This window comes from Stenotrophomonas sp. PS02297 (assembly GCF_029959705.1).
GTDB lineage: Bacteria > Pseudomonadota > Gammaproteobacteria > Xanthomonadales > Xanthomonadaceae > Stenotrophomonas > Stenotrophomonas nitritireducens.
The window spans coordinates 1-11,259 of the sequence record NZ_JASCOS010000116.1 but is presented as its reverse complement, the minus strand read 5'-3'; the positions used below and the strand labels follow the sequence as shown (position 1 = coordinate 11,259).

Here is an 11,259-nt window from a genome sequence, read left to right as displayed (position 1 = left end):
ACCCGGCCAAGGCCGGGTTTCGCGCATCCGGCGGCCGCTTTCCCGGCCGCCACGGGACGGCATGCCATAATCGGCGGTCCCCACGTTCCCTCCAACGGCCATGACCCGTACCGCGCTCGTCACCAATGCCCTGCCCTATGCCAACGGCCCGCTCCACCTCGGCCACCTGGTGGGCTACATCCAGGCCGACATCTGGGTACGCGCGCGCCGGTTGATGGGCGGCAAGGTCTGGTACGTCTGCGCCGACGACACCCACGGCACGCCGATCATGCTCGCCGCCGAGAAGGCCGGGGTCAGCCCGGAAACCTTCATCGCCAACATCCAGGCCAGCCATGAGCGCGATTTCGCTGCCTTCGGCGTGGATTTCGACCATTACGATTCGACCAACTCGGCCGCCAACCGCGAGCTGACCGAGGCGCTGTACAACAGGCTGGACGCCGCCGGCCACATCAGCCGCCGCTCGGTGGCCCAGTTCTATGACCCGGCCAAGGGCATGTTCCTGCCCGACCGCTACATCAAGGGCACCTGCCCGAAGTGCAAGTCGCCGGACCAGTACGGCGACAACTGCGAGGTCTGCGGTGCCACCTACGGCCCCACCGATCTGATCGAGCCGAAGTCGGTGGTGTCTGGCGCCACGCCCGAAATCCGCGACTCCGAGCACTACTTCTTCGAGGTCGGCCGCTTCCAGGACTTCCTGCGGCAGTGGCTGGCCGGTGACGTCGCCCTGCCGGGCGTCAAGGCCAAGCTGGCCGAGTGGCTGGACGCCGAAGGCGGCCTGCGCGCCTGGGACATCTCCCGCGATGCGCCGTATTTCGGCTTCGAGATCCCCGGCGCGCCGGGCAAGTACTTCTACGTGTGGCTGGACGCCCCCATCGGCTACCTGTCCAGCTTCAGGAACCTGTGCGCCAGGACCGGCGACGACTTCGATGCCGTGCTCGCCGCCGACAGCGACACCGAGCTGCACCACTTCATCGGCAAGGACATCGTCAACTTCCACGGCCTGTTCTGGCCGGCGGTGCTGAAGGGCAGCGGCCTGCGCACCCCGACCAGGCTGCACGTCAACGGCTACCTGACCGTGGACGGCGCCAAGATGAGCAAGTCGCGCGGCACCTTCGTGATGGCCCGCACCTACCTGGACGTGGGCCTGGCCCCGGAAGCGCTGCGCTACTACTTCGCTGCCAAGTCCTCCGGTGGCGTGGATGACCTGGATTTGAACCTGAGCGACTTCACCGCCCGCGTGAATGCCGACCTGGTCGGCAAGTTCGTCAACCTGGCCAGTCGCTGCGCCGGTTTCATCGCCAAGCGCTTCGACGGCAAGCTCGCCGATGCCCTGCCCGACCCGGCCCAGTACGACCGTTTTATCGCCGCACTGGCACCGGTGCGCGAGGCCTACGAGCGCAACGACCCGGCCGCCGCCATCCGCCTGACCATGGCGCTGGCCGATGAAGCCAACAAGTACATCGACGACACCAAGCCCTGGGTCATCGCCAAGCAAGAGGGCGCCGACGCCGAATTGCAGGCGGTGTGCACGCAGGGCCTGAACCTGTTCCGCGTGCTGGTGGCCGCGCTCAAGCCGGTGCTGCCGGCCACCGCGCAGCAGGCCGAGGGCTTCCTCAATGCACCGATGCATGGCTGGGGCGATATCGCCAAGCCGCTGACCGCCCACACCATCGCCGCCTACGTGGCGCTGTTCACCCGTATCGACCCGAAGATGATCGACGCAATGACCGACGCCTCCAAGGACACCCTCGCCGCCCCGCCCGCCGACGCCAAGCCGGCCAAGGCCGAGAAGCCCGCCAAGGTCGAAGTGAAGGCCGAGCCCGGGGCTGAAGGTGAAGCGTCCGCGTACATCGGCATCGATGATTTCGCCAAGCTCGACCTGCGCATCGGCAAGGTGATCGAGTGCGGCTTCGTCGAGGGTTCGGACAAGCTGCTGCGCTTCCTGCTCGATGCCGGCGACCTCGGCCAGCGCCAGATCTTCTCCGGCATCCGCGGCAGCTATGCCGAGCCGGAAGCACTGGTCGGCCGCAACGTGGTGTTCATCGCCAACCTGGCCCCGCGCAAGATGCGTTTCGGCCTGAGCGAGGGCATGATCCTGTCGGCCGGCTTCGATGGCGGCGCGCTGGCACTGCTCGACGCCGACGCCGGCGCGCAGCCGGGCATGCCGGTCCGCTGAAACCGCGATTGGTGATGGGGCATTCGCGACAGCAGGCTCACAGCGAACCGACCTCTTTTCGAATCACCCATGACCAATGACGCCGATGCAGCTGGCCCTGTTCGACTTCGACCACACCATCACCCGTGGTGATTCCTATGGGCACTTCCTGCGGCGCGTGGCCACGCCTGAACAGCGCGCGCAGGCATGGTGGCGCGTCGGCCCGTGGCTGCTGGCCTACCGCCTGAAACTGATTTCCGCCAGGCGCATCCGCGCCCGCGTCACCGCCCAGGTGTTCAGCGGCCGCCACGCCGGCGAGATCGCGCAGATGGCCGCCGACTTCGCCCTTGAACACCTGCCCCGGATCATCCGTCCTGAAATGCTGGAACAGATCGACTGGCACCGCGAACAAGGGCATACGGTGGTGGTGGTGAGCGCCTCCATCGACCTCTACCTGCAGGCGTGGTGCGACGGATTGGGCCTGCAGCTGATCTGCAACCGGCTGGAGGCACAGGACGGCCGCCTCACCGGCCGCTATGCCGGCGGCGACTGCGGTCCGCGCAAGGTCGAGCACATCCGCAGGCAGTTCGACCTGGACCGGTTCCAGCGCATCCACGCCTACGGCGACAGCAGCGAGGACAAGCCGATGCTGGCCCTGGCGCACGAGCGCTGGTATCGCGGCAAGCCGGTCTCCTGAGCCACGCGCAGCCCACGCCACGCATGCAGGACACACCGGACAACCTGATCGAACGCCTGGACCGGGTGCTGCCGCAGACCCAGTGCGGGCAGTGCGGCTACGACGGCTGCCGCCCGTATGCCGAGGCGATGGCGCGCGGCGAAGCCGGCATCGACCATTGCCCGCCCGGCGGCGATGCCGGCGCGCGCACCCTGGCGCGCATCCTCGGCGTGCCGGCGCAGCCCTTCGATCGCAGCCGCGGCGAACACAAGCCGGCGCAGGTGGCGGTCATCGTCGAGGCCGACTGCATCGGCTGCACCAAGTGCATCCAGGCCTGTCCGGTGGACGCCATCGTCGGCGGCGCCAAGTACATGCACACCGTGCTGGCCGACCTGTGCACCGGCTGCGAACTGTGCATCCCGCCCTGCCCGGTGGACTGCATCGTGCTGGAGCCGGCTTCCGCGCATGGCCAGGGACGGGACGTCGGCCACAGCCAACGCTCCTTGTAATGCCGGCCAGGCAATCCTGGAGATCTTAGGCACCCCGCGGCCCTCGGCCGGCACTACCGGCAGAGGCTGCGCGCGACGCAAGATCGCGCAACTCATCCCCGGCCCAACGGCTTCGGCACCGTAGGAGCGGCTTCAGCCGCGAAAGGAGCCTTCCCTTTTTTGCCAAATTACAGGCAGGGATTGCTGGGAAAGCCCCATCGCGGCTGAAGCCGCACCTACGGATGGGGCAGGCAGCGCTTATGGCAGCCGCTGCAGCTCCCACGCGCGGTGGATGCGCGCGTTGCGCTCGAAATCCGGGCCGATGGTCTTGGCGCTGATCTCGCGGCAGCGCGCGAACTCGGCGATCGCGTTCTCCTCCAGCTTGAAACGGCGGAAGTTGTTGGAGAAATACAGCACGCCACCGGGCGCCAGCCGCGCCACCGCCGCACGCAGCAGGCGCAGTTGTTCGCGCTGCACGTCGAAGTCCTCCGCGCGCGCGGAATTGGAGAAGGTCGGCGGGTCGCAGAAGATCACGTCGAACTGCCCGCGCTCGGCCTCCAGCCATTGGATCGCGTCGGCCTGCACCAGCTGGTGGCGGCTGCCGCCCATGCCGTTCAGGGCCAGGTTGTCGGCGCACCACTGCAGGTAGGTGCCGGACAGATCGACGCTGGTGGTCGACGCCGCGCCGGCCACCGCCGCTTCCACGCTGGCCACGCCGGTGTAGCAGAACAGGTTGAGGAAACGCTTGCCGCGCGCCTGTTCGGCCATGTGCCGGCGCAGCGGGCGGTGGTCCAGGAACAGGCCGGTGTCCAGGTAGTCGAACAGGTTCACCCGCAGCAGCGCCTCGTTCTCGCGCACCAGGACGAACTCGCCGCGCTGCTCGAAGCGGCCGTATTTGCTGCCGCCCTTGCCGCGCTCGCGCGATTTCAGCGCCACCTGCTCGGCCGGCACCTGGAACACCTCGCGCGCGGCGGCCAGCAGTTCGTTGCGGCGGCGACGCACGTCGGCATCGGGAATGGCGGCGGGCGCGGCGTATTCCTGCACGTGCAGGAAGGTGCGGCGCTTGCCGCCGTCTTCCAGGTAGACATCGATGGCCGCCGCGTATTCCGGCAGGTCGGCGTCGTAGGCGCGGAAGCAGCTCACGTTCTCCCGCGCGCGCCAGCTCTTGAACTTCTTCAGGTTCTTGCGCAGGCGGTTGGCCACCATCTGCGCGCCTTCGCTGAGCTCGCGCGGCTGGCCATCGTCGGCGCGACCGGCCACCGCGATGGGGTCGCAGACGATCAGCGTGCACTCGATGGCACCATTGAACAGCTGGTAGGTCCTGCGCGCGCGCAGGCCGGTGGCGAAAGCCAGTTCGGCATTGCCGCACAGCAGGCTGGCGCGCCACTGCGGCACCGCCTGCTTGAGCGCATCGCCGAGCCGGCGGTACAGCGCCGCGTCGGCCGCAAGACGTTCGTCGTAGGGCGGATTGCAGACCACGCAACCGGTTTCCTGCGGCGGCACCTGCACGTCGGCCACGTCGCGCACGCCGAACCAGATCGCCTCGCCGACACCGGCTTCCTCGGCATTCTGCTTGGCCGCGCGGATCGCCTGCGGGTCGAGGTCGCTGCCGTGGATGACCTGCTTCAGCGCGGCGCGGCCAATGCGCTCGCGCTCGCGCGCCTCGGCCGTCAGTTCGCGCCACTGCGCCTGGTCGAAGCCACGCCAGCGGCTCGGCGGAAGGCTGCCGTGGCGCTGCAGGCCGGGGGCGACGTCGGCCGCCATCAGCGCGCCTTCGACCAGCAAGGTGCCGCCGCCGCACATCGGGTCGAGCAGGCCGCCGCCTTCGGCGTGGATCTTCGGCCAGCCGGCGCGCAGCAGCACCGCGGCGGCGAGATTTTCCTTCAGCGGCGCGTCGTTCTGCGCCAGCCGCCAGCCGCGCTTGTGCAGCGAACCGCCACCCAGGTCGATGGAGATCGTGGCCCTGCCCTTGCGCAGCGACAGGTTGATGCGCACGTCCGGCAACTCGACGTTCACCGACGGCCGCTCCAACCCCTCCCCGCGCAGGCGGTCCACCACCGCGTCCTTGATCCGCTGCGCGGCGAAGCGCGCGTGGGTGATGGCGGTACCGGAGACATGCGCGTCGACCGCCAGCGTCAGCTCGGCATCGAGATGGTCTTCCCACGGCATCACCAGCACGCCGTGGTACAGCGCGGTCTCGTCGGGGCAGTCGAATTCGGTCAGCGGCCACAGCACCCGGCTGGCCAGGCGCGACCACAGCACCACGCGCTGCGCGTCGCGCAGCTCTCCTTCGGCATTGACCCCGGCGATGGTGGCGGTGGCCCTGGGCAGGCCCAGCGCCAGCAGTTCGTCGGCCAGGAGGTACTCCAGGCCCTTGGCGCAGGAAACGAAGAATTTCACGGGGTAGCGATCACAGGAGACAGGCGCGGTGCCGGGCCGCGTATTGTACGTGGCCGGCCCTGCCGTGCCCGGCGGGCTTGCCGGTGAAGCTCCAGCGGGGTTTGGCCGGGAAGGCTCCAGCGGGGCGCTGCCCCGCTCTACAGGGCGACGTGGATTCCGTAGCACCGTGCAATGCCCGGCGGGGTTTGGCCGGGAAGGCTCCAGCGGGGCGTTGCCCCGCTCTACGCGGCGGCGTGGGTTCCGTAGCGCCGGGCAACGTCCGGCGGGTTTGGCCGTGAATGCCCCAGCGGGGCGGTGCCCCGCTCTACACGGCGGCGTGGGTTCCGTAGCGCCGGGCAACGCCCGGCGGGTTTGGCCGGGAAGGCTCCAGCGGGGCGTTGCCCCGCTCTACGCGGCGGCGTGGGTTGTGTAGCGCCGGGCAACGCCCGGCGGGCTTGGCCGTGAATGCCCCAGCGGGGGTGCTGCCCCGCTCTACAGGGCCTGCAGCAGGGCCTCGAATTCCCGGGTAGAGGCCTGGACGTGATTCTCCAGGCGATGGCCGTCGTCGACCAGCAGCAGGCGCGCGGCGCGCGCCTGCGCCCAGGCGATGACCGCGGCCGGCGGAATCAGTTCGTCGCGCCAGGCATGGACCACGCTGGTCGGCACCGGCGCCGCGTCCAGCGCCGGCATCGGCCCCATCTTCGTCGGCGGCACCATCAGGAACAGCCCCCGCACTGGCACATGCAGCGAGGCGATGGCCGAGATGTAGGCGCCCAGGCTGGAACCGGCCAGCACCACCGGGCCGCGCGCGGCGGCCGCGCCGGCCAGGCGGATCAGGCGCTGCAGGCGTTCGGGCACATCGCCCACTTCGCTGACCTCGCGGCGGGCATCCAGGTCGGTGTAGTCCGGGCGCTCGTGGGTCCAGCCCAGGCGCTGCGCCACTTCGGCCAGCGCGGTGACCTTGGTCGCGTCGGGACCGCTCTCGAAACCGTGGGAAAGAATGCAGTGGCCGCGGCTCATGGAACACCGGAAGACGAAGCGGAACGGGGCGGCAATGCTAGCATCCGCCGATGCACGCCATGCCCGCCGTCCATCTCGAACCGCTGCCCTACGAGCCGCTGCTGCCACTGCGCGAACCAGAAGCGATCGACCTGGTGGTGATCCACTGCACCGAACTGCCGGACCTGGCGATGGCGCGCGAATATGGCGAACGCGTGCTCTACGACAGCGGCACCGGCAACAGCGGCCATTACTACATCGACCGCGACGGCAGCATCCACCAATACGTCGCGCCCGAGCGCAGCGCGCACCACGTGCGCGGCATCAACCCGCGCGCGCTCGGCATCGAACTGATCAACACCGGCCGCTATCCGCACTGGCTGGATTCCCGCCACCAGGCAATGGACGAGCCGTATGCGCAGGCGCAGATCCAGGCCCTGGTCGCGCTGCTGCGCTGGCTGCCGCAACGGCTGCCGGCACTGCGCTGGATCGCCGGCCACGAGGACCTGGATACCGAGCAGGTGCCGGCCAGCGACGATCCAGCGTTGAAGGTGCCGCGCAAGCGCGACCCGGGCCCGCGGTTCCCGTGGGACGAAGTGCTGGCGGCAATCCCGCTGCAGCGGCTTTCGGAATAATCGCAGGAGCGACGTCAGTCGCGGCCGGGCTTTCGTGCGGCTCCCTCCGCGACAGCCCACTGCTCGATGTACGGGGATTCAACGGCAAAATCCGGTCGCGGCCTGCATCGCTCCCGCAACCGTTCCCGCAGCTGCGTTTACGAACGCGCCACCGGGCGCCCCGGATCGGACGACCAGCCGCTCCACGAATCGGCGAACACCCGCGCCCCCGGCAGGCCGGCGATCTCGAAGGCCAGCAGCAGGTGGCAGGCGGTGACGCCGGAGCCGCACATCATCACCGCCTCGCCCGGCGCATGCGCGCCCAGCAGCGGTTCCAGTTCGGCGCGCAGTTCCGCCGCCGGGCGGAAACGGCCATCGCGCAGGTTCAGCGCGAACGGGCGGTTGAGCGCGCCGGGCACATGGCCGGCAACACGGTCCAGCGGCTCGACCTCGCCGCGGTAACGTTCGCCAGCACGCGCGTCGATCAGCCAGCCCGGCTCCTGCGCCAGGCGCGCGGCGATCTCGTCGGCAGCGGCAACCTGGGCCAGGTCGAAATGCCCCGGATACGGCGGCAGCGCCGGCACCCGCGTCTCATCGGCCACCACCGGCTGCCCGGCGGCCTGCCATGCCGCCAGCCCGCCATCGAGCACCGCGACCCTGCGGTGGCCGATCAGCCGCAGCAGCCACCACAGCCGCGCCGCCGCCATGCTGCCGTCGCCGGCGTCATAGACCACCACCTGCGTATCCGCGCCGATGCCCCAGCGCCCCAGCGTGGCGGCGAAAGCCTCGCTGTCCGGCAGCGGATGGCGGCCATGGCCCTGTCGCGACAGGTCGGAAAGATCGCGGTTGAGGTCTGCGTATACCGCATCCGGCAGATGCCCGGCCGCGTATCCCGCGGCGCCGGACTGAGGATCGGCCAGCGAGAAGCGCGCGTCCACCAGCCGCGTGGCGGTGCTGGCGGTGGCGCGCGCATCGACCAGGCGCGGCGATGTGGAAGCAAGCACGGCGGCAAGCGAGACCGCGTCCACCAGCGTGGTCCACGGCGGGTCGATGGCATTCATGGGGTCTGCTCCAGGCGGCGACGCAGGTTGTAGAGGATGGCCGCGGTCGCGCCCCAGATGCGCTGGCCCGGCCAGGTGTATTCGAGTACGTGGCGGACGCGGCCGCGGTGATCGATCTCGATCTGGCGCAGGTTGTCCGGATCCATCAGGAAATCCAGCGGCACTTCGAACACTTCGGCCACTTCCGATGGCTGCGGCACCGGCACGAATGCCGGGTCGATCACCGCCACCACCGGCGTGACCCGGAAACTGGAAATGGTGACGAACGGATCCAGATAGCCCAGCGCCTGCACCCGCTCATGGGGCAGCGCGATCTCCTCGCTGCTCTCGCGCAGGGCCGCGGCCACCGGGTTGCGGTCGCCCGGCTCGATGCGCCCGCCGGGAAAGCCGACCTGGCCGCCATGGTTGCGCAGCATCTCGGTGCGGCGGGTCAACAACACCTGCACGCCTTGCGGGCGCGGCACCAGCCCGGCGAGCACCGCCGCCTCGGCCGGCGGACCGGACGGCAGCAGGTCGGCCAGTTCGCTGTAGTTCCAGCCCTTGTCGGTCGGCGCGGAGGCCAGCGGGTTCAACGCTCGCAGCAGGCGCTCATGCCCGGGCAGCGCAGCAGCCAGCGAACCGGCTTCCAACGCGCGCGCGGGCAGCACGTCCCGCATCAGGTGCTGGCGCTGCGGCTCGCTCATACGCACCCAGCCGGCAATCTCCTCGCCCGTGCGCAGGCAGCCCCGGCAACGGCCGCCGTCCAGCGAGCAGATTCCGATGCAGGGACTGGATATGGCACGACGTACGGCATCCATCGGTTGCGACATCAGGCAAGCCTAGCGCGAACTTGGGCAGGGCGGCCCGAAGAATGCCATGCGCGGATCATCCGGGCTGCCGCCATGCCGGCCTGCATCGACACAGGCGCGGAAAGAATGCGGTACCTGTGGGAAGCCTCTACGAGAGCCGCGCTGGCGAGCGGGTCGCCAGCGCACTCGTCCTTCCCGTACTGGACAGCGATTACTTGACGCTGACCAGCTTGACCTCGTACTGCACCGCCACGTTCGGCGGGAAGCCGGTGCGCGGATCCGCACCAAAGGCCTTGTCCGGCGACAGCGTGATTTCCCACTTGGAGCCGGCCGGCATCTGCAGCAACACCTCGCGCATGGCCTGCATCTCCACGTCGCTGAGCTTCAGCGCCGGCACATCGTGCGCCTGCACATTCTCAGGACGCTGGCCATAGCCGAACGGGCCTGCGACCTGCAGCTGCACCGTGCTGGCCTGGGTCGGCTTGGCGCCATTGCCGGTCTCGATCACGCGGTACTGGACGCCGCTGGGCAGGGTCTGCACACCGGGCTTGGCCTTGTTGGCGGCCATGAACTGGTCGCTGCGGGTCTTGTTCTCGGCAGCGGCCTTCTCGTACTCGGCCTTGGCGGCTTCCGCACGACCCTGCTCGCGGCGCTGGAATGCCTCGACGGCAGGCTTGAGCTGCTCACCGGTGATCGCGGGCTGCTTCTTCGCATAGGCGTCCTGCAGGCCCTTGACCACCGACGCGATGTCCAGCTGCTCGCCGCGGGCGGTCAGTTCCGCCAGGTTGTTGCCGTAGTCGTATCCGAAGTAGTAGCTCAGCTTGCCCTTCTCGGACGAGATGTCCTGGGCGATTGCAGTGCCGGTGAGGGCCAGAGCGGCCACGGCGACCGCGATAGAACGCAACTTCATCAAACAGTTCTCCAGGAAATGATGTCTCAGGGCAACCATGCCGCTAGAGGCGACGGGTTAGGATAGCCGCCACAACGGCGGACCGCCACTGACGACAGGGGCTTCTGACCAACGGTCGTGGCCGGAGTTCCCCGATTACTTTTCTTTAACTTTTCCCTGGAGTCAGCATGTCCGACGCACCGGTTTCGATCAGCACCCGCGATGGCGTCCGCACCATCACCGTGCAGCGCCCGGAGAAGCTCAATGCGCTCAACCGCCAGACCCTGGAAGCGCTGGACGCCGCCTTCGCCGCGGCCGCCCAGGCCGAGGAAGTGCGGGTGGTGGTCCTTACCGGCGCTGGCGCAAAGGCCTTCGTGGCCGGGGCCGACATCGCCGAGATGAATGGCCTCAGTCCGGTGCAGGGACGCGATTTCTCCCTGCTCGGCCAGCGCCTGATGCGCCGCATCGAGCGCCTGCCCAAGCCGGTGATCGCCATGGTCAACGGTTTCGCCCTGGGCGGCGGCCTGGAGCTGGCCATGGCCTGCCACCTGCGCATCGCCGCCGACACCGCCAGGATCGGCCAGCCGGAGATCAACCTCGGCCTGATTCCCGGCTTCGGCGGCACCCAGCGCCTGCTGCGCCTGGCCGGCCGCGCCGCCACCCTGGAACTGTGCCTGCTCGGCGCGCCGGTCGACGCCGCACGCGCCCAGCAGCTGGGCATCGTCAACCGGGTGGTCGCGGCCGCCGAGCTGGAGGCGGAAACCGGCAGGATCGCCGCCCAGCTGGCCGGCGCCGCGCCGCTGGCGCTGCGCGGCATCCTCGACGCGGTCAATGTCGGCGGCGAATGCGCCATCGAGGAAGGCCTGGAATATGAAAGCGCGCAGTTCGGACTGATGTTCTCCACCCAGGACATGCGCGAAGGCACCAGCGCCTTCCTCGAACGCCGCAAGCCGGAATTCCGCAACTGCTGACCGACGCCGCGATGCCCGCTCCCCGCGTTTCTCCCCGCCAGTTGCTGCAGTACGTACTGGACGACGATCTGGATGCCGCGCTGGACGCCGGCCTGATGGACTATGTGCCGCAGCCCGGCGACGCGACGCTGGACCCCCGGCAACCGGGCCTGCCGCAACTGCTGGCGCAGGCGCAGGAGCGCCTGCGCGGCGCCTGGGCAGCGCGCGAACGCCATCGTGCCCGCAGCGTGCGCCTGGCC

The 11,259-nt window shown here is 69.4% G+C and carries 10 protein-coding genes and 1 pseudogene; 6 read left to right on the top strand and 5 right to left on the bottom strand.

All coding sequences use genetic code 11. The annotated features are described in order from the left end of the window. The first annotated feature begins 100 nt into the window (after nucleotides 1–100). The 3 genes from metG (at nucleotide 101) to rnfB (ending at nucleotide 3,340) form a co-directional block, all read left to right on the top strand. Nucleotides 101–2,176 carry a methionine--tRNA ligase gene (metG, locus tag QMX80_RS16135; RefSeq protein WP_282278153.1) on the top strand — a complete coding sequence of 692 codons (2,076 nt, stop codon included), beginning with the start codon at nucleotides 101–103 and terminating at the stop codon, nucleotides 2,174–2,176. Between the two features lie 85 nt (nucleotides 2,177–2,261). After that, nucleotides 2,262–2,852 (top strand): HAD family hydrolase, encoded by a 591-nt coding sequence (locus tag QMX80_RS16130; protein ID WP_273082276.1) that lies wholly within the window; start codon nucleotides 2,262–2,264, stop codon nucleotides 2,850–2,852. A gap of 23 nt (nucleotides 2,853–2,875) precedes the next feature. Continuing rightward, nucleotides 2,876–3,340, top strand: a complete 465-nt coding sequence (gene rnfB, locus QMX80_RS16125; RefSeq protein WP_282278150.1) for an Rnf electron transport complex subunit RnfB — start codon at nucleotides 2,876–2,878, stop codon at nucleotides 3,338–3,340. Nucleotides 3,341–3,577: 237 nt separating this feature from the next. Here rnfB and rlmKL read toward each other — a convergent pair whose 3' ends face one another. Beyond that, complete coding sequence (gene rlmKL, locus QMX80_RS16120; RefSeq protein ID WP_282278147.1) at nucleotides 3,578–5,719, bottom strand: bifunctional 23S rRNA (guanine(2069)-N(7))-methyltransferase RlmK/23S rRNA (guanine(2445)-N(2))-methyltransferase RlmL; 2,142 nt, start codon at nucleotides 5,717–5,719, stop codon at nucleotides 3,578–3,580. A 471-nt stretch (nucleotides 5,720–6,190) separates the two neighbouring features. Next, nucleotides 6,191–6,718 (bottom strand): alpha/beta fold hydrolase, encoded by a 528-nt coding sequence (locus tag QMX80_RS16115; RefSeq protein WP_055764578.1) that lies wholly within the window; start codon nucleotides 6,716–6,718, stop codon nucleotides 6,191–6,193. A 59-nt stretch (nucleotides 6,719–6,777) separates the two neighbouring features. Between QMX80_RS16115 and QMX80_RS16110 the strand changes: the two genes are divergently transcribed. Next, nucleotides 6,778–7,332: an N-acetylmuramoyl-L-alanine amidase gene (locus QMX80_RS16110; protein ID WP_273082130.1), complete on the top strand. Its 555-nt coding sequence runs from the start codon at nucleotides 6,778–6,780 to the stop codon at nucleotides 7,330–7,332. 137 nt (nucleotides 7,333–7,469) lie between these two features. Here QMX80_RS16110 and QMX80_RS16105 read toward each other — a convergent pair whose 3' ends face one another. The 3 genes from QMX80_RS16105 to QMX80_RS16095 form a co-directional block, all read right to left on the bottom strand. After that, entirely contained in the window at nucleotides 7,470–8,372 is a 903-nt protein-coding gene (locus tag QMX80_RS16105; RefSeq protein WP_282278143.1) for a sulfurtransferase, read from the bottom strand. After that, entirely contained in the window at nucleotides 8,369–9,169 is an 801-nt protein-coding gene (locus tag QMX80_RS16100) for a CoA pyrophosphatase (protein WP_282278155.1), read from the bottom strand. Before QMX80_RS16100 ends, QMX80_RS16105 begins: the two co-directional genes overlap by 4 nt. Nucleotides 9,170–9,371: 202 nt before the next feature. Then, nucleotides 9,372–10,070: an FKBP-type peptidyl-prolyl cis-trans isomerase N-terminal domain-containing protein gene (locus QMX80_RS16095; protein WP_055764570.1), complete on the bottom strand. Its 699-nt coding sequence runs from the start codon at nucleotides 10,068–10,070 to the stop codon at nucleotides 9,372–9,374. Nucleotides 10,071–10,237: 167 nt separating this feature from the next. Here QMX80_RS16095 and QMX80_RS16090 point away from each other — a divergent pair, with 167 nt between their 5' ends. Together QMX80_RS16090 and QMX80_RS16085 are read left to right on the top strand one after the other, a co-directional pair. Further along, entirely contained in the window at nucleotides 10,238–11,020 is a 783-nt protein-coding gene (locus QMX80_RS16090) for an enoyl-CoA hydratase-related protein (RefSeq protein ID WP_055764568.1), read from the top strand. Between the two features lie 11 nt (nucleotides 11,021–11,031). After that, nucleotides 11,032–11,259, top strand: a pseudogene (locus QMX80_RS16085) (hypothetical protein); the annotation flags it as partial.